At 63.7% G+C, this 23335-nt stretch carries 19 protein-coding genes and 1 tRNA gene; all 20 read left to right on the top strand.

The genetic code is table 11. The annotated features are described in order from the left end of the window. Window positions 1–146, top strand: a 146-nt coding sequence (locus tag AC1DK4_RS36880; protein WP_477101491.1) for an EF-Tu C-terminal domain-related protein, incomplete at its 5' end; no start/stop codon positions are given. 84 nt (window positions 147–230) lie between these two features. Next, window positions 231–306, top strand: a tRNA-Trp gene (locus AC1DK4_RS36875). A gap of 59 nt (window positions 307–365) precedes the next feature. Then, window positions 366–746: a preprotein translocase subunit SecE gene (secE, locus tag AC1DK4_RS36870; protein ID WP_441623859.1), complete on the top strand. Its 381-nt coding sequence runs from the start codon at window positions 366–368 to the stop codon at window positions 744–746. 10 nt (window positions 747–756) lie between these two features. After that, window positions 757–1338, top strand: a complete 582-nt coding sequence (gene nusG, locus AC1DK4_RS36865; RefSeq protein ID WP_441623857.1) for a transcription termination/antitermination protein NusG — start codon at window positions 757–759, stop codon at window positions 1336–1338. 164 nt (window positions 1339–1502) lie between these two features. Continuing rightward, the gene (gene rplK / locus AC1DK4_RS36860) at window positions 1503–1934 is read left to right on the top strand and encodes a 50S ribosomal protein L11 (RefSeq protein WP_006162338.1); all 432 of its coding nucleotides are present in this window, start codon (window positions 1503–1505) and stop codon (window positions 1932–1934) included. Beyond that, on the top strand, window positions 1935–2630 hold the full coding sequence (gene rplA, locus AC1DK4_RS36855; RefSeq protein ID WP_441623855.1) for a 50S ribosomal protein L1: 696 nt from the start codon (window positions 1935–1937) through the stop codon (window positions 2628–2630). It begins immediately after the preceding gene. A 432-nt stretch (window positions 2631–3062) separates the two neighbouring features. Further along, complete coding sequence (gene rplJ / locus AC1DK4_RS36850) at window positions 3063–3611, top strand: 50S ribosomal protein L10 (protein ID WP_006162335.1); 549 nt, start codon at window positions 3063–3065, stop codon at window positions 3609–3611. Between the two features lie 75 nt (window positions 3612–3686). Beyond that, the gene (rplL, locus tag AC1DK4_RS36845) at window positions 3687–4058 is read left to right on the top strand and encodes a 50S ribosomal protein L7/L12 (RefSeq protein ID WP_441623853.1); all 372 of its coding nucleotides are present in this window, start codon (window positions 3687–3689) and stop codon (window positions 4056–4058) included. Window positions 4059–4495: 437 nt separating this feature from the next. Then, the gene (rpoB, locus tag AC1DK4_RS36840) at window positions 4496–8602 is read left to right on the top strand and encodes a DNA-directed RNA polymerase subunit beta (protein ID WP_441623851.1); all 4107 of its coding nucleotides are present in this window, start codon (window positions 4496–4498) and stop codon (window positions 8600–8602) included. Between the two features lie 123 nt (window positions 8603–8725). Then, window positions 8726–12970 (top strand): DNA-directed RNA polymerase subunit beta', encoded by a 4245-nt coding sequence (gene rpoC, locus AC1DK4_RS36835; RefSeq protein WP_441623849.1) that lies wholly within the window; start codon window positions 8726–8728, stop codon window positions 12968–12970. Window positions 12971–13385: 415 nt separating this feature from the next. Further along, window positions 13386–14729 (top strand): short-chain fatty acid transporter, encoded by a 1344-nt coding sequence (locus AC1DK4_RS36830; RefSeq protein WP_441623846.1) that lies wholly within the window; start codon window positions 13386–13388, stop codon window positions 14727–14729. Between the two features lie 65 nt (window positions 14730–14794). Continuing rightward, window positions 14795–15091 carry a YciI family protein gene (locus AC1DK4_RS36825; RefSeq protein ID WP_441623844.1) on the top strand — a complete coding sequence of 99 codons (297 nt, stop codon included), beginning with the start codon at window positions 14795–14797 and terminating at the stop codon, window positions 15089–15091. A gap of 91 nt (window positions 15092–15182) precedes the next feature. Next, a complete protein-coding gene (locus AC1DK4_RS36820) occupies window positions 15183–16229 on the top strand; it encodes a cyclase family protein (protein WP_441623842.1) in 1047 nt (348 codons plus the stop codon). A gap of 52 nt (window positions 16230–16281) precedes the next feature. Further along, window positions 16282–16566 carry a muconolactone Delta-isomerase gene (gene catC, locus AC1DK4_RS36815; RefSeq protein ID WP_441623840.1) on the top strand — a complete coding sequence of 95 codons (285 nt, stop codon included), beginning with the start codon at window positions 16282–16284 and terminating at the stop codon, window positions 16564–16566. Window positions 16567–16654: 88 nt separating this feature from the next. Next, window positions 16655–17437 (top strand): 3-oxoadipate enol-lactonase, encoded by a 783-nt coding sequence (pcaD, locus tag AC1DK4_RS36810; RefSeq protein WP_441623838.1) that lies wholly within the window; start codon window positions 16655–16657, stop codon window positions 17435–17437. Between the two features lie 167 nt (window positions 17438–17604). Continuing rightward, window positions 17605–19458 carry a DNA helicase RecQ gene (gene recQ, locus AC1DK4_RS36805; RefSeq protein ID WP_441623837.1) on the top strand — a complete coding sequence of 618 codons (1854 nt, stop codon included), beginning with the start codon at window positions 17605–17607 and terminating at the stop codon, window positions 19456–19458. A gap of 346 nt (window positions 19459–19804) precedes the next feature. After that, the gene (gene rpsL, locus AC1DK4_RS36800; RefSeq protein WP_006162330.1) at window positions 19805–20182 is read left to right on the top strand and encodes a 30S ribosomal protein S12; all 378 of its coding nucleotides are present in this window, start codon (window positions 19805–19807) and stop codon (window positions 20180–20182) included. Window positions 20183–20410: 228 nt separating this feature from the next. Further along, window positions 20411–20881, top strand: a complete 471-nt coding sequence (rpsG, locus tag AC1DK4_RS36795) for a 30S ribosomal protein S7 (protein ID WP_017224519.1) — start codon at window positions 20411–20413, stop codon at window positions 20879–20881. Window positions 20882–20998: 117 nt separating this feature from the next. Continuing rightward, window positions 20999–23107 carry an elongation factor G gene (gene fusA / locus AC1DK4_RS36790; protein ID WP_441643626.1) on the top strand — a complete coding sequence of 703 codons (2109 nt, stop codon included), beginning with the start codon at window positions 20999–21001 and terminating at the stop codon, window positions 23105–23107. 81 nt (window positions 23108–23188) lie between these two features. Continuing rightward, the coding region (locus AC1DK4_RS36785; RefSeq protein ID WP_441593733.1) for a GTP-binding protein at window positions 23189–23335 on the top strand (147 nt) is incomplete at its 3' end.

Raw genomic sequence — 23335 nt, 5'->3', positions numbered from 1 at the left:
ACAAGGAAATGGTCATGCCCGGCGACAACGTGTCGATCACCGTCAAGCTGATCGCCCCGATCGCCATGGAAGAAGGCCTGCGTTTCGCCATCCGTGAAGGCGGTCGTACCGTCGGCGCCGGCGTCGTGGCAAAGATCCTCGACTGATAAGGTCGATCAGCGGATACGGCACCAACCGGCCGTATCCGTTGCCAGAGGGGTTGGCGCCAGCGCCGACCCCAAAGTTGTTTTAGGGGTATAGCTCAACTGGCAGAGCGTCGGTCTCCAAAACCGAAGGTTGGGGGTTCGATTCCCTCTGCCCCTGCCAATTCAATCAGCCGCGTCGCGATAGAGTATCGTGACGCGGCTTAGTCTCGTTTGCGAAACATGGCCAATCCCAACGTTGAAACCGTGAACGCCTCCAGCGGCAAGTTGTTGCTGGGCGTGGCGGTGCTACTGGTGGTTGCCGGCGTCATCGGTTTCTATGCCCTGGCACAGCAGCCCTCCTATGTGCGCGGCGCCGCGCTGTTCGGCGGCATCGCACTGGGCGTGGTGGTCGCGCTGGTCTCGGCGCCGGGCAAGGACTTCATCGGATTCGCCAAGGAATCCTATCGCGAAGTCCGCAAGGTCGTTTGGCCCACCCGCAAGGAAGCTGGCCAGATGACGGGCTTGGTGTTCGTCTTCGTCGTGATCATGGCCGTGTTCTTGTGGTCTGCGGACAAGCTCATCGAGTGGGTCATCTTTTCGCTCGTGCTTGGCTGGAAATGAAGGATAGGACATGACGGATAACGCACAACAGGAAGTCCCCGCAGCGGAATCGCCTTCGTCGAAGAAGCGCTGGTACGTGGTGCACGCTTATTCCGGCATGGAAAAGAGCGTACAGCGCGCGCTGCAGGAGCGCATCGAGCGCGCCGAGATGCAGGACAAGTTCGGCCGCATCCTGGTGCCGTCGGAAGAAGTGATCGAGATCAAGGGCGGGCAGAAGTCCGTTACCGAGCGCCGTTTCTTCCCCGGCTACGTGCTGGTCGAGATGGAAATGACCGACGAAACCTGGCACCTGGTGAAGAACACCAGCAAGGTCACCGGTTTCGTGGGCGGTGCGCGCAACCGCCCGAGCCCGATTTCCCAGAAGGAAGTCGACAAGATCATGACCCAGATGCAGGAAGGGGTCGAGAAGCCGCGTCCCAAGACGCTGTTCGAAGTGGGCGAAATGGTGCGCGTCAAGGACGGCCCGTTCACCGACTTCAACGGCAATGTCGAGGAAGTGAACTACGAGAAGTCGCGCCTGCGTGTCTCGGTCACGATCTTCGGACGCGCTACCCCGGTCGAACTCGAGTTCGGCCAGGTCGAGAAGGTCTAAGGATTTTCGGCCGTCGCCGGCCCGCAAGGCAGACGACGGGCGAAAGGGCGGGTCGAGAGGCCGCGCCCAAAGAGGAGCGTGAGGTCGTGCCAGCGGCACGGCGACAGCGCGTTACGACTCAACAGGATCCTTTTCAAAAGTGAAGGATCCGGATTGGAGTAAAGATGGCCAAGAAGATCATTGGCTTTATCAAGCTGCAAATTCCGGCTGGTAAGGCAAATCCCTCCCCGCCCGTGGGCCCGGCACTGGGTCAGCGCGGTCTGAACATCATGGAGTTCTGCAAGGCGTTCAACGCGCAGACCCAAGGCATGGAACCCGGCCTGCCGGTGCCGGTGGTGATTACCGCCTTCGCCGACAAGAGCTTCACGTTCGTGATGAAGTCGCCCCCGGCGACCGTGCTGATCAAGAAGGCTGCCGGCCTGACCAAGGGTTCGGCCAAGCCGCACACCGACAAGGTCGGCAAGATCACCCGCGCCCAGGCTGAAGAAATCGCCAAGGCAAAGAACGCTGACCTGACCGCTGCCGATCTGGACGCTGCCGTGCGTACCATCGCTGGCTCGGCTCGTTCGATGGGCATCACCGTGGAGGGTCTGTAAATGGCTAAGCTTTCGAAGCGCGCAGCCGCCAACAAGGCGAAGATCGAGCGCACCAAGTTCTACCCGATCGACGAGGCCCTGGGCCTGGTGAAGGGATGCGCATCGGCCAAGTTCGACGAATCGATCGACGTGGCCGTCCAGCTCGGCATCGATGCGAAGAAGTCGGACCAGGTGGTTCGCGGTTCCGTGGTGCTGCCTGCCGGTACCGGCAAGTCGGTGCGCGTGGCTGTGTTCGCGCAAGGCGAAAAGGCTGAAGCTGCCAAGGCAGCCGGTGCCGATATCGTCGGCATGGAAGACCTGGCAGAGCAAGTCAAGGCCGGTAACCTGAACTTCGACGTGGTGATCGCCTCGCCGGACACGATGCGTATCGTTGGTACGCTGGGTCAGATCCTCGGCCCGCGCGGCCTGATGCCGAACCCGAAGGTTGGCACGGTGACTCCCGACGTGGCCCAGGCCGTGAAGAACGCCAAGGCTGGTCAGGTGCAATACCGCGTCGACAAGGCCGGTATCATCCACGCCACCATCGGCCGTCGTTCGTTCCAGGACGCCGACCTGAAGCGCAACCTGAGCGCACTGATCGAAGCGCTGGTGAAGTCGAAGCCGGCCACGAGCAAGGGCGTGTACCTGCGCAAGATCGCCGTTTCGTCCACCATGGGCGTTGGCGTGCGCGTGGAACAGGGCTCGCTGTCGGCCTGAGGCTGGCGGCAAGGCACCGGGCGGACCCGATAACGTCGCCCGGCGCAAAGAATTGAAGATCCCGGCCCCAGGCCGGGATCGTCTCCAAGCCGGCGCAGGGCCTGAACAGGCACTGTGCGGAGCAAGGAGCAAGGCTTTGGGCAGTGGTGCCCGCCGGCGCGCAAGCGCGGCAGGCATCGCTGGTTATCAAAGACCGCTGGTGGCGGGCGTGGCCGAAGTCTGGCCGGCTCGCCTTAATCGGACGGAACGTACGCGACAGGGCTCTGGCCCTGCAGCCACGTCCCCCGCCCCACCAGCGCAGATGGCGCACCCGAGGGATTGGAGAATCCGGGCAATGACCCGGGTGATTCGGGCCAATCGGACGCCGTTCGTTTGGACTGATGTGCGTGCCCCGGACGATCCGGGGGACAAGCATCGTTTTGGAGCTTAACCGTGCCACTCAATATTGAAGATAAGAAGGCCGTCGTTGCTGAGGTTTCGGCGCAAGTCGCTAAAGCTCAGACCATCGTCGTGGCCGAATATCGCGGCATTGCGGTTGGCGATCTGACCAAGCTGCGCGCCAAGGCCCGCGAGCAAGGCGTGTACCTGCGCGTTCTGAAGAACACGCTGGCCCGCCGCGCCGTGGAAGGCACGCCGTTTGCCGGCCTCGCAGAGCAAATGACCGGCCCGCTGATCTACGGTATTTCCGAAGATGCAGTGTCGTCGGCCAAGGTTCTGAACGACTTTGCCAAGACCAACGACAAGCTGGTTCTGCGTGCAGCGTCGTACGACGGCAACGTGCTCGATGCTGCTGCCGTCAAGGCACTGGCCTCGATCCCGAGCCGTGACGAACTGATTGCTCAGCTGCTTGGCGTGATGCAGGCACCGGTGTCGGGCTTCGCCCGTCTGCTGGCCGCCCTGTCCGCCAAGAAGAGCGAAGGCGCCCCTGCCGAAGGCGAAGGCGCTGCTGCCGCCGCCGAGAGCGAAGGCGCTGCTGCTTAAGGCGCAAGCCCCCGCAGCCTGGCTCATCAAGATCGCATTACCGATACCGAATCACATTTAGCAGGAGTATTCCAAATGGCAATCAGCAAAGACGACATCCTCGAAGCCGTAGGCGCGATGTCCGTAATGGAACTGAACGACCTGGTCAAGGCGTTCGAAGAAAAGTTTGGCGTGTCCGCCGCTTCGATGGCCGTGGCTGCTGCCCCGGGCGCTGGCGCTGCCGCTGTCGAAGAGCAAACCGAGTTCAACGTTATCCTGTCGGAAATCGGCGCGAACAAGGTTGGCGTGATTAAGGCTGTCCGCGAAATCACCGGCCTGGGCCTGAAGGAAGCCAAGGACCTGGTCGACGGCGCACCGAAGGCTGTCAAGGAAGGCGTGGACAAGGCTGCTGCAGCCGACGCCAAGAAGAAGCTGGAAGACGCCGGCGCAAAGGTCGAAGTCAAGTAAGCTGTGCTCGCGTGCCATTTTCCGGCACGCGAATGGGGCTGGCAAAGGGAGTTTCCCGGCGCCAGCCTTTTTGCGCTTCTGCGATGAGTGTTTTATCCGGCACCCAGAACCGCGAAGTACCGTAGGCAAGACGTCAGAAAATGGCGCAATCGATGCTTGAACGCATGGGCTCGTGCCTAAGCTTCAGCAGAGGCCAAACATCAGTGGCACACTAAGTGGTTGCTGATGTTTGTCTTCTGAACCGACTGCAGAAGACAAGTTTGGTCGGGTGTCCCCCGGGCCGGCATGGCGCATCGCGTCGTAGCTGCCGGCTCGCAGCGTGCGGACACCGTCAGCCAGAGGTTGGTAGCGGCCAACCGCCAAATCCCCTCCCAGTCGCTGAACACCTCAGGTGCTGCGCCAGGTCCAGCCAGCCCCTGCGATGATTCGGAGATCCCATGGCGTACAGCTTCACCGAAAAGAAGCGCATTCGCAAAAGTTTTGCGAAGCGCGCGACGGTTCACCAGGTTCCTTTCCTGCTTGCCACCCAGATTGAATCCTACACTCAGTTTCTGCAAGAGGATACGCCACCCTCGCGTCGCAAAACAGAGGGCCTGCAAGCGGCATTCAGCGCAATCTTCCCGATTGTGTCGCACAACGGGCTCGCCCGCATGGAGTTCGTCTCCTACCATCTTTCCAACCCGCCGTTCGACGTCAAGGAATGTCAACAGCGTGGCCTGACCTTCCACTCGGCCCTGCGCGCGAAGGTGCGCCTGATCATCAACGATCGCGAAAACCCGGGCAAGGTCAAGGAAGTAAAGGAACAGGAAGTCTACATGGGCGAAATTCCGCTCATGACGTCGACCGGTTCGTTCGTGATCAACGGTACCGAGCGCGTGATCGTCTCGCAGCTCCACCGTTCGCCGGGCGTGTTCTTCGAACACGACAAGGGCAAGACCCACAGCTCGGGCAAGCTGTTGTTCTCGGCTCGTATCATCCCCTACCGCGGTTCGTGGCTCGACTTCGAGTTCGACCCGAAGGACATCCTGTACTTCCGTGTCGACCGCCGCCGCAAGATGCCGGTGACGATCCTGCTGAAGTCGATTGGCCTGACGCCCGAACAGATCCTCGCGCATTTCTTCGTGTTCGACAACTTCACGCTGCAGTCGGAAGGCGCGCAGATGGAGTTCGTGCCCGAGCGCCTGCGCGGTGAAGTCGCGCGCTTCGACATCGCCGACAAGAACGGCCGCGTCGTGGTGGAGAAGGACAAGCGTATCAACGCCAAGCACATCCGCGACCTGGACTCGGCCGGCACCAAGCTGATCAGCGTGCCGGAAGACTACCTGCTGGGCCGCGTGCTGGCCAAGAACATCATCGACCCGGACACCGGCGAGGTGATTGCCAACGCCAACGACGAACTCACCGAGACCGTCCTGGAGAACCTGCGCGAAGCCGGCGTCAAGCAGATCCAGACGCTGTACACCAACGACCTGGACCAGGGTCCGTACATGTCGCAGACCCTGCGCGTGGACGACACCGCCGACCAGACCGCTGCGCGTATCGCCATCTACCGCATGATGCGTCCCGGCGAGCCGCCGACCGAAGACGCGGTGGAAGCCCTGTTCCAGCGCCTGTTCTACAGCGAAGAGTCGTACGACCTGTCGCGCGTTGGCCGCATGAAGGTCAACAGCCGCCTGGGCCGCCCGAGCGGCGAAGGCAGCATGGTGCTGCAGGACGAGGACATCCTCGAGACCATCAAGATCCTGGTCAACCTGCGCAACGGCAAGGGCGAGGTCGATGACATCGACCACCTGGGCAATCGTCGCGTGCGTTGCGTCGGCGAACTCGCGGAAAACCAGTTCCGCGCCGGCCTCTCGCGCGTGGAGCGCGCCGTCAAGGAACGTCTGGGCCAGGCCGAGACCGAAAACCTGATGCCGCACGACCTGATCAACTCGAAGCCGATTTCCTCGGCGATCCGCGAGTTCTTCGGTTCGTCGCAGCTGTCGCAGTTCATGGACCAGACCAACCCGCTGTCCGAGATCACGCACAAGCGCCGTGTCTCCGCACTGGGCCCGGGCGGTCTGACGCGCGAACGCGCAGGCTTCGAAGTCCGCGACGTGCACCCGACCCACTATGGCCGCGTGTGCCCGATCGAAACACCGGAAGGCCCGAACATCGGCCTGATCAACTCGCTGGCACTGTACGCCCGCCTGAACGAATACGGCTTCCTGGAAACGCCGTACCGCAAGGTCGTCGACAGCAAGCTGACCGACCAGGTCGACTACCTGTCGGCCATCGAGGAAGGCAAGTACGTGGTGGCGCAGGCCAACGCGACGGTGGACGCCGACGGCACCCTCATCGACGAACTGGTGTCGTCGCGTGAAGGCAGCGAGCGTGAAACCCGCATGGTCACGCCGGACCGCGTGCAGTACATCGACGTGGCGCCGTCGCAGATCGTCTCGGCCGCGGCATCGCTGGTGCCGTTCCTCGAGCACGATGACGCGAACCGTGCACTGATGGGCGCGAACATGCAGCGTCAGGCCGTGCCTTGCCTGCGTCCGGACAAGCCGCTGGTGGGTACCGGCATCGAGCGTACCGTCGCGGTCGACTCGGGTACCGCCGTGCAGGCCACCCGTGGCGGCGTGGTGGACTACGTCGATGCGATGCGTATCGTGATCCGTGTGAACGACGACGAAGCCGTTGCAGGCGAAGTCGGCGTGGACATCTACAACCTGATCAAGTACACGCGCTCGAACCAGAACACCAACATCAACCAGCGTCCGATGGTCAAGGTCGGTGATTTCGTCGCCCGCGGCGACGTGATCGCCGACGGCGCCTCGACCGACCTGGGCGAGCTCGCGCTCGGCCAGAACATGCTGGTGGCGTTCATGCCGTGGAACGGCTACAACTTCGAAGATTCGATCCTGATCTCCGAACGCGTGGTCGCCGAAGACCGCTATACCTCGATCCACATCGAGGAACTGTCGGTCGTCGCCCGCGACACCAAGCTGGGACCGGAAGAAATCACGCGCGACATCTCCAACCTCGCCGAAGCGCAACTGGCGCGCCTGGACGAGTCCGGCATCACCTACATCGGTGCCGAAGTGGAAGCCGGCGACGTGCTGGTCGGCAAGGTCACGCCCAAGGGCGAGACCCAGCTGACCCCGGAAGAAAAGCTGCTGCGCGCGATCTTCGGCGAGAAGGCTTCGGACGTGAAGGACACCTCGCTGCGCGTGCCGTCGGGCATGAGCGGCATCGTGATCGACGTCCAGGTCTTCACCCGCGAAGGCGTGACGCGCGACAAGCGCGCCCAGTCGATCATCGACGACGAACTCAAGCGCTACCGCCTGGACCTGAACGACCAGCTGCGTATCGTGGAAGGCGACGCCTTCCAGCGTCTGGAACGCCTGCTGCTCGACAAGACCGTCAACGGCGGCCCGAAGAAGCTGGCCAAGGGCGCCAAGCTGACCCACGAGTACCTGGCCGACCTGGACAAGTACCACTGGTTCGACATCCGCCCGGCCGACGAGGAAGTCGCTGCCCAGCTGGAAGCCGTCAAGGAAGCCATCGAGCAGAAGCGCCACGAGTTCGACCTGGCCTTCGAAGAGAAGCGCAAGAAGCTCACGCAGGGCGACGAACTGCCGCCGGGCGTGATCAAGATGGTCAAGGTGTACCTGGCCGTCAAGCGCCGCCTGCAGCCTGGCGACAAGATGGCCGGCCGTCACGGCAACAAGGGTGTGGTGTCGAAGATCGTCCCGATCGAAGACATGCCCTACATGGCTGACGGCACGCCTGCCGACATCGTGCTGAACCCGCTCGGCGTGCCGTCGCGGATGAACGTGGGCCAGATCCTGGAAACCCACCTGGGCTGGGCCGCGCGCGGCCTGGGCCTGCGTATCGGCAGCATGCTCAAGGCACAGGCCAAGGCACAGGAGCTGCGCAAGCTGCTGGCCCAGGTCTACAACGAGAGCGGCAAGCCGGAAGACCTCGACAGCCTGAGCGACGCCGAAATTCTGGAACTGGCCACCAACCTGAAGAAGGGTGTGCCGTTCGCCACGCCGGTGTTCGACGGTGCGCACGAGGACGAAATCCGCCGCATGCTGGACCTGGCTTACCCGGAAGAGATCGCCAAGGACATGGGCCTGACCGCTTCCAAGCAACAGGTCACGCTGCACGACGGCCGTACCGGCGAAGCGTTCGAGCGTCCGGTGACGCTGGGCGTGATGCACATGCTGAAGCTGCACCACTTGGTCGACGACAAGATGCATGCGCGTTCGACCGGCCCGTACTCGCTGGTGACCCAGCAGCCGCTGGGTGGTAAGGCGCAGTTCGGTGGCCAGCGTTTCGGTGAGATGGAAGTGTGGGCGCTGGAAGCTTATGGCGCCTCCTACGTGCTGCAGGAAATGCTGACGGTCAAGTCCGATGACGTGAACGGCCGGACCAAGGTCTACGAGAACATCGTCAAGGGCGAGCACTCGATCGATGCCGGCATGCCGGAATCGTTCAACGTGCTGGTGAAGGAAATCCGCTCGCTGGGTATCGACATCGATCTCGATCGCTACTGATCGAGAGCGCGCGGGAGGCCGGTCGCGGCCAGCCTCCCGCCGATTGCCCGCTACGGATTTCCCACAGAATGAATGCCGCGGGCCCGACATGACGTCGGGCTGGCGGCGAAACAAGGAGTTGCAATGAAAGCATTGCTCGATCTCTTTAAGCAGGTTCAGCAGGAAGAGCAGTTCGACGCGATCAAGATCGGCCTGGCTTCGCCGGAGAAGATCCGTTCGTGGTCGTACGGTGAAGTGAAGAAGCCGGAAACGATCAACTACCGCACGTTCAAGCCCGAGCGCGATGGCTTGTTCTGCGCCAAGATCTTTGGCCCGATCAAGGACTACGAGTGCCTGTGCGGCAAGTACAAGCGCCTCAAGCACCGTGGCGTGATCTGCGAGAAGTGCGGCGTCGAAGTGACGCTGGCCAAGGTGCGCCGCGAGCGCATGGGCCACATCGAACTGGCTGCGCCGACCGCGCACATCTGGTTCCTGAAGTCGCTGCCGTCGCGTCTGGGCATGGTGCTCGACATGACGCTGCGCGACATCGAGCGCGTGCTGTACTTCGAGGCATTCGTGGTGCTCGAGCCCGGCATGACCCCGCTCAAGAAGAGCCAGATCATGTCCGAGGACGACTACATCGCCAAGTGCGAGGAGTACGGCGAGGGCGAGTTCGTGGCCATGATGGGCGCCGAAGGCATCCGTGAACTGCTGCGTGGCATTGACATCGAAAAGCAGATCGAAACGATCCGCGCCGAGCTGCAGGCCACCGGTTCCGAAGCCAAGATCAAGAAGTTCGCCAAGCGCCTGAAGGTGCTCGAGGCGTTCCAGCGCTCAGGCATCAAGCCCGAGTGGATGATCCTGGAAGTGCTGCCGGTGCTGCCGCCCGAGCTGCGTCCGCTGGTGCCGCTGGACGGCGGCCGCTTCGCGACCTCGGACCTGAACGACCTGTATCGCCGCGTCATCAACCGTAACAACCGCCTGAAGCGCCTGCTGGAACTGAAGGCGCCCGAGATCATCGTGCGCAACGAAAAGCGCATGCTGCAGGAAGCGGTCGACTCGCTGCTGGACAACGGCCGTCGCGGCAAGGCGATGACCGGCGCCAACAAGCGTCCGCTGAAGTCCCTGGCTGAAATGATCAAGGGCAAGGGCGGCCGTTTCCGTCAGAACCTGCTGGGCAAGCGCGTCGACTACTCGGGCCGTTCGGTCATCGTGGTGGGCCCGACGCTCAAGCTGCACCAGTGCGGCCTGCCCAAGCTGATGGCGCTCGAGCTGTTCAAGCCCTTCATTTTCCACAAGCTGGAAACGATGGGCATCGCCACCACCATCAAGGCGGCGAAGAAGGAAGTGGAAAGCCAGACCGCGGTGGTGTGGGACATCCTCGAAGAGGTGATCCGCGAGCATCCGGTCATGCTGAACCGCGCGCCGACGCTGCACCGCCTGGGTATCCAGGCGTTCGAGCCGGTGCTGATCGAAGGCAAGGCCATCCAGCTGCACCCGCTCGTCTGCGCGGCGTTCAACGCCGACTTCGACGGTGACCAGATGGCTGTGCACGTCCCGCTGTCGCTGGAAGCGCAGATGGAAGCCCGCACCCTGATGCTGGCCTCCAACAACGTGCTGTTCCCGGCCAACGGCGACCCCTCGATCGTGCCGTCGCAAGACGTGGTGCTGGGTCTGTACTACACGACCCGCGACAAGATCAATGGCAAGGGCGAAGGCCTGACGTTTGCCGACATCAGCGAAGTGATCCGCGCCTACGAGAACAAGGAAGTCGAGCTGGCTTCCCGCGTGAACGTGCGTATCACCGAGTATGAGCTGGTGGACAAGGACGCCGTGGGCGATGCCCGCTTCGCGCCCAAGATCACGCTGCAGGCCACCACGGTCGGCCGCGCGATCATGTCCGAGATCCTGCCGAAGGGCCTGCCTTTCTCGGTGCTGAACAAGCCGCTGAAGAAGAAGGAAATCTCGCGCCTGATCAACACCGCGTTCCGCAAGTGCGGCCTGCGCGAAACCGTGATCTTCGCCGACAAGCTGCTGCAGTCGGGCTTCCGCCTGGCMACSCGCGCCGGTATCTCGATCGCCATCGACGACATGCTGGTGCCGCCGCAGAAGGAAAAGATCATTTCCGACGCGGCAGCCAAGGTCAAGGAATACGACAAGCAGTACATGTCGGGCCTGGTGACCGACCAGGAGCGTTACAACAACGTCGTGGACATCTGGGGCGCCGCCGGCGACCAGGTGGGCAAGGCGATGATGGAACAGCTCCAGCACGAAGACGTGGTCGACCGCGACGGCAATACCGTCAAGCAGGACTCGTTCAACTCGATCTACATGATGGCCGACTCGGGTGCGCGTGGTTCCGCTGCGCAGATCCGTCAGCTGGCCGGCATGCGGGGCCTGATGGCCAAGCCGGATGGCTCGATCATCGAAACGCCGATTACGGCGAACTTCCGTGAAGGCCTGAACGTTCTGCAGTACTTCATCTCCACCCACGGCGCCCGTAAGGGTCTGGCCGACACGGCACTGAAGACCGCCAACTCGGGTTACCTGACCCGTCGTCTGGTCGACGTGACGCAGGATCTGGTGGTGGTGGAAGACGATTGCGGCACCACCAACGGCGTGGCCATGAAGGCCCTGGTCGAAGGCGGTGAAGTGATCGAAGCCCTGCGCGACCGTATCCTCGGCCGTGTGACGGTGAGCGACGTGGTGAACCCTGAAACCCAGGAAACCGCGATCGAAACCGGCACCCTGCTGGACGAAGACCTGGTCGACATGATCGACGCCCTGGGCGTGGACGAAGTGAAGGTGCGCACCCCGCTGTCGTGCGACACGCGCTACGGCCTGTGCGGCATGTGCTATGGCCGCGACCTCGGCCGCGGCGTGCTGGTGAACTCCGGCGAAGCGGTTGGCGTGATCGCCGCCCAGTCGATCGGCGAACCGGGCACGCAGCTGACCATGCGTACGTTCCACATCGGTGGCGCGGCATCGCGTGCGGCAGTGGCATCGAGCGTGGAAGCGAAGGCAACCGGTACCGTGCGTTTCACGGCGACCATGCGTTACGTCACCAACGCGAAGGGCGAGCTGATCGTCATTTCGCGTTCGGGCGAAGCGCTGATCACCGACGACCACGGCCGCGAGCGCGAGCGCCACAAGATCCCGTACGGCGCGACGCTGCTGGTGCAGGACGGCCAGGCCATCAAGGCTGGTACGCAGCTCGCAACGTGGGACGCACTGACGCGCCCGATCGTGTCGGAGTACACCGGCACGACCAAGTTCGAGAACGTCGAAGAAGGCGTGACCGTCGCCAAGCAGATGGACGAAGTCACCGGCCTGTCGACCCTCGTGGTGATCGACGCCAAGCGCCGCACGGCTGCCACCAAGGGCCTGCGCCCGCAGGTGAAGCTGCTCGACGCGAATGGCCAGGAAGTGAAGATCCCGGGCACGGACCACTCCGTGACCATCGGCTTCCAGGTCGGCGCGCTGATTACCGTGAAGGACGGCCAGCAGGTGCACGTGGGTGAAGTGCTTGCACGTATCCCGACCGAATCGCAGAAGACCCGCGACATTACCGGGGGTCTGCCGCGCGTGGCCGAACTGTTCGAAGCGCGTTCGCCGAAGGACGCCGCCGTGCTGGCGGAAGTCACCGGCACGACTTCGTTCGGCAAGGACACCAAGGGCAAGCAACGCCTGGTGATCACGGACCTGGACGGCAACGCCCACGAGTTCCTGATCGCCAAGGAAAAGCAGGTCCTGGTGCACGATGGTCAGGTGGTGAACAAGGGCGAAATGATCGTGGAAGGTCCGGCGGACCCGCACGACATCCTGCGCCTGAAGGGCATCGAGGAACTGGCGCACTACATCGTCGACGAAGTGCAGGACGTGTACCGTCTGCAGGGCGTGAAGATCAACGACAAGCACATCGAAGTGATCGTGCGCCAGATGCTGCGCCGCGTGCAGATCTCAGATGTGGGCGACACCAAGTTCATCCCGGGTGAACAGGTGGAGCGTTCGGAACTGCTCGACGAGAACGATCGCGTGATCGCCGAAGGCAAGCGTCCGGCCACGTACGAAAACCTGCTGCTCGGTATCACCAAGGCGTCGCTGTCCACCGACAGCTTCATCTCGGCGGCATCGTTCCAGGAAACCACCCGCGTGCTGACCGAAGCCGCGATCATGGGCAAGACCGACGACCTGCGTGGTCTGAAGGAAAACGTGATCGTCGGCCGTCTGATCCCGGCCGGTACCGGCCTGGCCTACCACCGCGCCCGCAAGGCGCGCGAGGCGGCCGAGCGCGAACGCGCCCAGGCGATCTCCGACGAAGAGCAGTCGCTCTTCATCGAGCCGCCGGTGGTGCCCGCGACGACGGAAGGCGAGGGCGACGCGGTCTGATTTCCATGACCACGTTCCATCCCGCCTGCTGAGTCACAGCGCAAGGCAGCAGATGTTGAAAAAGCCCGGCTTTCGAGCCGGGCTTTTTTTCGTCCGACGTTCCCGCATCGCGCATGGGGTCTTTCGGCAGCCTTTCATCATGCTTTCGCCCGCCTTTCAGCGGCCCGGCCGGGGTGTTGTCGCGCGTTTTCGGGAATCCCGCGGGATACGGCGGGATGCAGGCAAAAGCGGTTCAATTCGAAGCATTTGTCGGAAAGTCTGCCGAATTATTGCGAATTAAGAAATTAAAGACGCAACTCATTGACTTGACCCCTTCCGGCGATGCTCCTAGCATCCAGGCCAACCGCCTGTTTTGTTCGCAGCAAGAACCGGAGTTCRACAGGCGATACAAATCATCATCTTGTGGGGACAAGCAGTGAGCAAGATCGCAGGTTTCTTTACCGAATTGATGCGCCGGTATTTGCCGGATCCTTTCGTTTTCGCCATCGCGCTGACGTTGTTGACCATGGCCATGGCGGTCCTGGTGGAAGGGCAGCCGGCCCCTGCGGTGATCCTGAGCTGGGGCAAGGGATTCTGGAACCTGCTGTCGTTCACGACGCAGATGGCGGTGATCCTGGCCATGGGCTATGTGCTCGCCACCGCGCCGCTGACCGACCGGCTGCTTGAGCGCATCGTCAGCGCTGTGCACACCCCGCGCGGCGCCGTGATCGTCGCCACCCTGGTCGGCGGCATCGGCAGCTACCTGAACTGGGGCTTCGGCCTGGTCATCGGCGGCATCATCGCCAAGAAGCTCGCCACCAAGGTGCGCGGCGTGCATTACCCGCTGATCATCGCCGCCGCATACAGCGGCTTCACCATGTACGGGCTGGGCCTGTCGGCCAGCATCCCGGTGCTGATCTCCACGCCGGGACACCCGCTCGAGAAATCGATGGGCGTGGTGCCGCTGTCCGAGACCATCTTCTCGCTGCCGATGCTGCTGACCAGCCTGGTGGTCATCGTGACCCTGCCGCTGCTCAATGCCTGGCTGCACCCGCGCAATCCCGCCGACGTGGTCGAGATCAAGCCCGAGGCCGCCGGCGGCAACGACGCTGCGCAAGGTTCCGCGCACAGCCTGGGCGTGGAGAACACGATCGCATCGAAGCTCAACAACAGCCGCATCCTGAGCCTGGCCATCGGCCTGTGCGGCGTGGGCTACGCCGCGCTGTACTTCCGCGCCGGCGGCTCGCTCGACCTGAACCTGATCAACTTCATGATCCTGTTCCTCGGGGTGCTGCTGCTGGGCACGCCGGTCAACTACGTGGCCAAGCTCAACGAAGGCATCAAGACGATTTCCGGCATCATCCTGCAATACCCGTTCTATGCCGGCATCATGGCCATCATGGCGGGCTCGGGGCTGGTGGACACGATCTCGCGCGTGTTTGTCGACATCGCCACGCCGCAGACACTGCCGTTCTGGGGCCTGATCAGCTCCTTCGTCATCAACTTCTTCGCGCCGTCCGGCGGCGGCCACTGGGTGATCCAGGGCCCGTTCATGATCGATGCGGCCAAGGCCATCGGCAGCTCGATCAGCCAGACCTCGATGTCGGTGATGCTCGGCAACGCGTGGAACGACCTGGTGCAGCCGTTCTGGATCCTGCCCGCGCTGGCGCTGTCCAAGCTCAGCCTGAAGGACGTGATGGGCTACACCGTGATCATGATGTTCTGGGTGGGCCTGGTGTATATCGGCGCCCTGCTGCTGTGGGGCACGCAGATCGGCTGAGTGCCTGCCGCGGCGTAGATCGTGATGCATTTCGCAACGAAGCAGACAAGACAGAGGAGACCATCATGCCGTTCCTGATCGAAACCTGGGACAAGCCCGCCCACCAGCACGTGCGCCAGGCCAACCGGGCATCCCACCTCGGATACCTCGAGGCCAACAAGGCGCTGCTGCTGGCGTGCGGCGCCAAGCTCAACGACGACGGCAGCGATGCCGGCGGCGGTTTCTACATCGTCGACCTGGAAACACGCGAAGCCACGCAGGCCTTCATCGACGCCGATCCCTTTGCCGCCGCCGGGCTGTTCGCCGAGGTGCGCATCACGCGCTGGCGCAAAGCCTATCTGGGCGGCGAGCGCTACATCTGAACCTGCGTCCGGGCGACGCCAGACCCGGCCCGCGCGCCGGCACGACGGCCTGCCCTGGCAGGCGCGCGCCGGTGCAATACCCGAGATCAACATGCGATGGAAGAACCGGCCGGACGGCTCCAACTGGGGCGATTTCGGCCCTGACGACCAGCTCGGTCGCCTGAACCTGATCAGCCCGGACAAGGTGCGCGACGCGGCGCGCGAGATCCGCACGGGCAACACCTTCAGCCTCTCGCTGCCGCTCGACATGCCCGGCGGCAATGCACTCAATGTGCGGCGCCATCCGCCGCAACTGCGCCCGACCTTCCGCGACGGCGTCGCCTACGTCAACTTCCCGCTGGCCAAGGTCGACGCCAGCGCCGTCGACGTGCTCAGCGACGACCAGGTCCTGCTGTCGCTGCAATATTCGACGCAGTGGGACGCGCTGGCGCATGTCGGCGCGTTGTTCGACGCCGATGGCGACGGCGTGGCCGAGCGCGTCTACTACAACGGCTTCCGCCCGAACCAGGACATCGTCGGCCCGGTCGACTATGCCGAAGCGGACGGCTTCGCCGCCCACGCATGCGGCCACGACCACAGCCATGCGCACGCGCTGGGCATCGAACGCTTTGCCGAGCACGGCGTCCAGGGCCGCGGCGTGCTGCTGGACCTGGCCGAATACCACGGGCGCGAGTTCGCCACCCTCGGCTACGACGCCCTCATGCGCGTGATCGAGGCCGACCACGTGGAGATCGGTGAGGGCGACATCCTGGTGCTGCGCACCGGTTTTGCCGAGATGGTGCTCGAAATGAACGGCACCCCCGACGCCGAGCGCCTGCACCATAGCTGCGTCGCGCTCGACGGGCGCGACGAGCGCCTGCTGCAGTGGATCACCGACAGCGGCATCGCCGCGCTGGCGGCCGACAACTATGCCGTGGAGCGCTTTCCCGCGCGCCCGGCCAGCGGCACCGCGCCGGCACTTCCCCTGCACCACCATTGCCTGTTCAAGCTCGGCCTGCCGCTGGGCGAGCTGTGGTACCTGCGCGAGCTGGCGGCATGGCTGCGCGCCAACGGCCGCACGCGCTTCTTCCTCAGCGCGCCGCCGCTGCGGTTGCCGGGCGCGCTCGGCTCGCCGCTGACGCCGGTCGCCACGGTGTGACCCTGCATTCGTCGAACGAAATACCACTTCCCGCAAAGCTCAGGAGATATTCATGTTGTTCATGGCCGAAATGACCGTCCGCATCCCGCATTCGCTCGATCCGCAATTCGTCGAGCAGCTCAAGCAGGACGAGAAGGCGCTGTCGCAGAAGCTGCAGCGCGAGGGCAAGTGGCGCCACCTGTGGCGCGTGGCCGGCCAGTATGCCAATGTCAGCATCTTCGACGTCAGGGACAACGACGAGCTGCACACGCTGCTGACTTCGCTGCCGCTCTACCCATACATGGACATTTCGGTAACGGCGCTGGCGCAGCACGGTTCGGCCATCGCGCAGAACTGAGCGGCGCCGCCACCCGTCCGCCGGACGATTCGCCGACCGATTCGCCGACCGACCGTTCCAACCCATCGATCCACCGGAGTTCCGCACCATGCCCCACGCAGATCTTTCCGACGTCCGCCTGCACTATCGCCTCGACGGCGATGCCAGCCTGCCGGTGCTCGTCCTGTCCAACTCGCTCGGCACCAGTCTCGACATGTGGCAGCCACAGGTGGCGGCGTTCTCGCAGCGCTACCGCCTGTTGCGCTATGACACGCGCGGCCATGGCGCGTCCTCGGTCACGCCCGGGCCTTACACCATCGCGCAACTGGGCCAGGATGTGACCGGCCTGCTGGACCACCTGCAGATCGAGCGCGCGCATTTCTGCGGCCTGTCGATGGGCGGCATCACCGGCATGTGGCTGGGCGTGCACCAGCCGCAGCGCATCGACCGCCTGGTGCTGTGCAATACGGCGGCCTACATCGGCCCGCCGGAGAACTGGACCAACCGCGCGGCGGCGGTCGAGCGCGACGGCGTGGCGTCGATCGCCGCGGCGGTCGTCGATAAATGGCTCACCCCCGGGTTTGCCGCGCAGCAGCCCGCGCTGGTGGCGTCGCTGCAGGCCATGCTGGGCGCGACCGACGCGGCCGGCTACGCCGCCAACTGCCGCGCGGTGCGCGATTCGGACCTGCGCGAGGCCATCCAGGCCATCGCGCGCCCGACGCTGGTGATCGCCGGTGCCAACGACCTGCCCACGCCGCCGCGCGATGGCGCCTTCCTGGCGCAGGCCATCCCCGGTGCGCGCTATGTCGAGCTGGAGCCGGCGGCGCACCTGTCCAACCTGGAGCAGGCCGAGCCGTTCACCAGGGCCGTGCTGGATTTCCTGCAGGGCTGATGCGGCGGGAGGCGGGCCGGCAGGCTTGCCGCTGCCCCCGCCGTCTCCCCGCGGCCATCCGCGCGAATGCGCAACGGTCGGAAACGTTTGTACCGTGCCCTTAGTGGTATGGTTACGCCTTTCCCGGCTAGCCGGGGCTTTTCTGGCTTCACCGCTTTCGTTTCCCTATGTCGCGCGCGCTGGCGATTCTCAAGGATGTATTCGGGTACCACGCCTTCCGCGGCCGGCAGGCCGAGATCATCGACCATGTGGCCGAGGGCGGCGACTGCCTGGTACTGATGCCGACCGGCGGCGGCAAGTCGCTGTGCTACCAGATTCCCGCACTGCTGCGGCAGCGCGCGGGGCAGGGCACCGGCATCGTGGTGTCGCCGCTGATCGCGCTGATGCAGGACCAGGTCGCCGCGTTGTCCGAGGCGGGCGTGCGCGCTGCCGTGCTGAACTCGACACTCAGCGGGGCCGAGGCCGCCGCGGTGGAGCGCGACCTGCTCGCCGGCCGCCTCGAGATCCTCTATGTGGCGCCCGAGCGGCTGATGACGCCGCGCTTCCAGGACCTGCTCGAGCGTACCCGTATCGGCGTATTCGCCATCGACGAGGCGCACTGCGTGTCGCAGTGGGGGCATGATTTCCGCCCGGAATATATCCAGTTGTCGGTGCTGCACGAGCGCTTTCCGTACGTGCCGCGCATCGCGCTCACCGCCACCGCGGACTCGGTCACGCGCGAGGAAATCGTCGAGCGCCTGGCGCTGCATGACGCGCGCGTCTTCGTCTCCAGCTTCGACCGCCCCAATATCCGCTACCGCATCGTCGAGAAGGACAACGCGCGCCAGCAGCTGCTGTCCTTTATCAAGGCCGAGCATCTGGCGGCGGACGGCACCCACGACAGCGGCATCGTCTACTGCCTGTCGCGCAAGAAGGTCGAGGACACGGCCAGCTGGCTGAGCAGTCACGGTCTCAACGCGCTGGCATACCACGCCGGCATGGACGCTGGCGTGCGCCAGCATCACCAGGCCCGTTTCCGCGAGGAAGAGGGCGTGATCATGGTCGCCACCATCGCCTTCGGCATGGGCATCGACAAGCCCGACGTGCGCTTCGTCGCCCACCTGGACCTGCCCAAGAGCATGGAAGGCTACTACCAGGAAACCGGGCGCGCCGGCCGCGACGGGCTGCCCGCCAGCGCGTGGATGGCCTATGGCCTGGGCGACGTGGTCCAGCAAAAGCGCATGATCGACGAGTCGGAGGCCGACGAGGCCCACAAGCGCGTCTCCTCGGCCAAGCTCGATGCCCTGCTGGGACTATGCGAAACCGCGGGCTGCCGGCGCGTGCGCATCCTGGCGTACTTCGACGAGGCCAGCGAGCCATGCGGCAACTGCGACACCTGCCTGGAGCCGCCCGCAACCTGGGACGGCACGCGCGAGGCGCAGATGGCGCTGTCCTGCGTCTATCGCACGGCGCAGGCCAGCCGCGTGCATTTCGGCGCGACCCACCTGGTCGACGTGCTGCGCGGCAACGCATCCGAGAAAGTGCGCCAGTGGGGGCATGACAAGGTGTCGACGTTCGGCATCGGCGCCGAGCGCACGGTCTCGGAATGGCACGCGGTCTTCCGCCAGCTGATCGCCCACGGCCTGCTGGTGATCGACCACGGCGGGCATGGCGCGCTGCTGCTGGGCGAGTCTGCCCGCGCCGTGCTCAAGGGCGAGATGCAGATCACGCTGCGCCGGCAGGCCAGCAAGCCTGGCCGCAGCGGCGAGCGCGCCGCGCGCGGCGGCGGCACGCGCACCGACCACACCGCGGACATGGATGCCGATGCGCTCGCCAACTGGGAGGCGCTGCGCAAGTGGCGCACCGAGACCGCGCGCGAACATGGCGTGCCGGCCTATGTGATCTTCCACGACGCCACGCTGGCCGAACTGGCGCGCAGCGCGCCGGACTCGCTGGTCGCGCTGGCCGAGGTGCCCGGCATCGGCGCGGCCAAGCTCGAGCGCTATGGCGACGCCCTCCTGGAGGCGCTGGGCTCGGTCTAGCAGGGCAGGCGGCGCCAAGGTATACGTATACGAAAGCGGCTTGACCGTTTACGGATCCCCTGCTAGCATGTCAGATTCGAGTTTTTGGCTTTGGATTTCGCTCGCCTGTCGGATTTGTGGCCTTCGGTTCGCAATCGGCAAGCCTGCCGGGGGATCAACGATGTTCCCGGCGGTGTGGTCGCAGTGGGATCCCTGGCGAGCTCGCGCTCTTTGGCCGTCTGTACTTCCACAGGTCCCGTCTCAAGAGCGCCCGCTCACTTTTCCCGCCCAAAACCCGTCGTTGCCCTTCCGGCCCATTGCTTGTGGCGGAGGGGTGTTTTTCCGTAAAACCAAGCTGGATTGAACAATGCCAACTATCAACCAACTGGTTCGCAAGCCGCGCGTCTCTGAAGTCGTCAAGAGCAAGAGCCCGGCGCTTGAGAACTGCCCCCAGCGTCGCGGCGTGTGCACCCGTGTGTACACCACGACGCCGAAGAAGCCGAACTCGGCACTGCGTAAGGTCGCCAAGGTGCGCCTGACCAACGGTTTCGAGGTTATCTCGTACATCGGCGGTGAAGGCCACAACCTGCAAGAACACTCGGTCGTGCTGATCCGCGGCGGCCGTGTGAAGGACTTGCCGGGTGTGCGTTACCACATCGTCCGTGGCTCGCTCGACCTGCAAGGCGTGAAGGATCGCCGCCAGGCTCGTTCGAAGTACGGCGCGAAGCGTCCGAAGGCTGCCTGAGGCTAACGCCAGGCAAGCAGGGCGAACAGCCCGAAGCAACAACCGATGGCCTGTGGCGATTGCGTCATGGTGCTGTCACCAGGCGGCGGTACAACGGAGCGTTTTTCGCGCCGTGCCGTCGAGTAAGTGGTCACCCGGCGAATTTGCCTGAATGGAAAGGCAAGCTAGTTGGTGGCCGGAGAGCGGGAAATTTGTGCCGCGCTCTCAACTGAATCTAAAGGAAAAAAGATGCCACGTCGTCGTGAAGTCCCCAAGCGGGAAATTCTGCCTGATCCGAAGTTCGGTAACGTTGAAGTTGCCAAGTTCATGAACGTGCTGATGCTGGACGGCAAGAAGTCGGTTGCCGAACGTATCGTCTACGGCGCGTTCGACCAGATCGAGAAGAAGGCAGGCAAGGCCCCCGTCGAAGTGTTTTCCGTTGCCATCAACAACGTGAAGCCGGTGGTCGAAGTGAAGAGCCGTCGCGTGGGCGGCGCCAACTATCAGGTTCCGGTCGAAGTCCGTCCGTCGCGTCGTTTGGCATTGGCGATGCGTTGGCTGCGCGAGGCCGCGAAAAAACGCAGCGAGAAGTCGATGGCGCTGCGCCTGGCAGGTGAGCTGCTGGAAGCATCGGAAGGCCGCGGCGGCGCAATGAAGAAGCGCGACGAAGTGCACCGCATGGCCGAAGCCAACAAGGCGTTCTCGCACTTCCGCTTCTAAAGCGCGCGGGTTACGTCGTTGGTTGCCGGGCGGGCTGTGTCATGACACGCTCGCCCGTTTGTGTTACGGGTGCTGGCAATGAGATGTCGGCGCCTCACGGACGAATAGAGGATTAAAGTGGCTCGTAAGACTCCCATTGAGCGCTACCGCAACATCGGTATCTCGGCTCACATTGACGCGGGTAAAACCACCACGACCGAACGTATCCTGTTCTACACCGGTGTGAACCACAAGATCGGTGAAGTGCATGATGGCGCAGCCACCATGGACTGGATGGAGCAGGAGCAGGAGCGTGGCATCACCATCACCTCCGCTGCCACCACCGCCTTCTGGAAGGGCATGGCGGGCAACTACCCCGAACACCGCTTCAACATCATCGACACCCCGGGCCACGTGGACTTCACCATCGAGGTGGAGCGCTCCATGCGCGTGCTGGACGGCGCGTGCATGGTGTACTGCGCAGTGGGTGGCGTGCAGCCGCAGTCGGAAACCGTCTGGCGTCAGGCCAACAAGTACGGCGTGCCGCGTCTGGCATTCGTCAACAAGATGGACCGTACCGGCGCGAACTTCTTCAAGGTCTACGACCAGCTGAAGACCCGCCTGAAGGCCAACCCGGTGCCCGTCGTGGTGCCGATCGGCGCTGAAGACGGCTTCCAGGGCGTCGTCGATCTGCTGGAAATGAAGGCGATCGTTTGGGACGAAGCCAGCCAAGGCGTGAAGTTCGAATACCAGGACATCCCGGCTGAGCTGCAAGCCACCGCTGAAGAATGGCGCGAGAAGATGGTCGAGTCCGCCGCCGAAGCCAGCGAAGAGCTGATGGAAAAGTACCTGGGCGGCGAAGAGCTGACCCGCGCCGAGATCGTCAAGGCGTTGCGTGACCGTACCATCGCCTGCGAAATCCAGCCGATGCTGTGCGGCACCGCGTTCAAGAACAAGGGCGTGCAGCGTATGCTCGACGCCGTGATCGACTTCCTGCCGTCGCCGGTCGATATCCCGCCGGTCAAGGGCGTGGACGAAAGCAACGACGAGAAGAAGCTCGAGCGCAAGGCTGACGACAGCGAGAAGTTCTCGGCGCTGGCGTTCAAGATCATGACCGACCCGTTCGTCGGCCAACTGATCTTCTTCCGCGTGTATTCGGGCAAGATCAATTCGGGCGACACCGTGTACAACCCGGTGAAGCAGAAGAAGGAGCGTCTGGGCCGTATTCTGCAGATGCACGCCAACCAGCGCGAAGAAATCAAGGAAGTGCTGGCCGGCGACATCGCTGCTGCGGTGGGCCTGAAGGATGCCACCACGGGCGATACGCTGTGCGATCCGGCTGCCCCGATCGTGCTCGAGCGCATGGTGTTCCCGGAGCCGGTGATCTCGCAGGCTGTCGAGCCGAAGACCAAGGCTGACCAGGAAAAGATGGGCATCGCCCTGAACCGCCTGGCCGCTGAAGATCCGTCGTTCCGCGTGCGTACCGATGAAGAATCGGGTCAGACCATCATTTCGGGCATGGGCGAGCTCCACCTCGAAATTCTGGTCGACCGCATGAAGCGCGAATTCGGTGTGGAAGCCAACATCGGCGCGCCGCAGGTGGCCTACCGCGAAACCATTCGCAAGAAGGCCGAAGACGTCGAAGGCAAGTTCGTCAAGCAGTCGGGCGGCCGCGGCCAGTACGGTCACGCTGTGATCACGCTGGAACCGCAAGAGCCGGGCAAGGGCTTCGAGTTCATCGACGCCATCAAGGGCGGTGTGATTCCTCGCGAATACATCCCGGCGGTCGAGAAGGGTATCGTCGACACGCTGCCGGCCGGTATCCTGGCTGGCTTCCCTGTGGTGGACGTGAAGGTCACGCTGACCTTCGGTTCGTACCACGACGTGGACTCGAACGAAAACGCGTTCCGCATGGCCGGCTCGATGGCTTTCAAGGACGCCATGCGCAAGGCCAGCCCGGTTCTGCTCGAGCCGATGATGGCCGTGGAAGTGGAAACGCCGGAAGACTACACGGGTACCGTGATGGGCGACTTGTCGTCCCGCCGCGGCATCGTGCAGGGCATGGACGACATGGTGGGCGGCAGCAAGATCATCAAGGCCGAAGTCCCGCTGTCGGAAATGTTCGGTTATTCGACGTCGCTGCGCTCGGCCACGCAAGGCCGCGCCACGTACACCATGGAATTCAAGCACTACGCTGAGGCACCGAAGAACATCGCCGAAGCCGTGATGGCGGCCAAGGGCAAGTAAGTAAAGCTTAACCGCCGCGCGCGACCCGCGCGGCGGTGCAATGAACTGTATAAAAGACTGCATTCCATTAGGAGCTGAAAAATGGCAAAGGAAAAGTTCGAGCGGACCAAGCCGCACGTGAACGTTGGTACGATCGGTCACGTTGACCATGGCAAGACCACGCTGACGGCAGCGATCGCCACGGTGCTGGCAGCAAAGTTTGGCGGCTCGGCCAAGAAGTACGACGAA

Source organism: Cupriavidus sp. 05N38 (assembly GCF_056397345.1).
This window is presented reverse-complemented; position numbering and strand designations above follow the sequence as displayed.

Bases quoted from the DNA above. Each gene is read 5' to 3' on its own strand.
- secE (WP_441623859.1), top strand. From the start codon at position 366: ATGGCCAATCCCAACGTTGAAACCGTGAACGCCTCCAGCGGCAAGTTG.
- nusG (WP_441623857.1), top strand. From the start codon at position 757: ATGACGGATAACGCACAACAGGAAGTCCCCGCAGCGGAATCGCCTTCG.
- rplK (WP_006162338.1), top strand. From the start codon at position 1,503: ATGGCCAAGAAGATCATTGGCTTTATCAAGCTGCAAATTCCGGCTGGT.
- rplA (WP_441623855.1), top strand. From the start codon at position 1,935: ATGGCTAAGCTTTCGAAGCGCGCAGCCGCCAACAAGGCGAAGATCGAG.
- rplL (WP_441623853.1), top strand. From the start codon at position 3,687: ATGGCAATCAGCAAAGACGACATCCTCGAAGCCGTAGGCGCGATGTCC.
- rpoB (WP_441623851.1), top strand. From the start codon at position 4,496: ATGGCGTACAGCTTCACCGAAAAGAAGCGCATTCGCAAAAGTTTTGCG.
- AC1DK4_RS36825 (WP_441623844.1), top strand. From the start codon at position 14,795: ATGCCGTTCCTGATCGAAACCTGGGACAAGCCCGCCCACCAGCACGTG.
- AC1DK4_RS36820 (WP_441623842.1), top strand. From the start codon at position 15,183: ATGCGATGGAAGAACCGGCCGGACGGCTCCAACTGGGGCGATTTCGGC.
- catC (WP_441623840.1), top strand. From the start codon at position 16,282: ATGTTGTTCATGGCCGAAATGACCGTCCGCATCCCGCATTCGCTCGAT.
- pcaD (WP_441623838.1), top strand. From the start codon at position 16,655: ATGCCCCACGCAGATCTTTCCGACGTCCGCCTGCACTATCGCCTCGAC.
- recQ (WP_441623837.1), top strand. From the start codon at position 17,605: ATGTCGCGCGCGCTGGCGATTCTCAAGGATGTATTCGGGTACCACGCC.
- rpsL (WP_006162330.1), top strand. From the start codon at position 19,805: ATGCCAACTATCAACCAACTGGTTCGCAAGCCGCGCGTCTCTGAAGTC.
- rpsG (WP_017224519.1), top strand. From the start codon at position 20,411: ATGCCACGTCGTCGTGAAGTCCCCAAGCGGGAAATTCTGCCTGATCCG.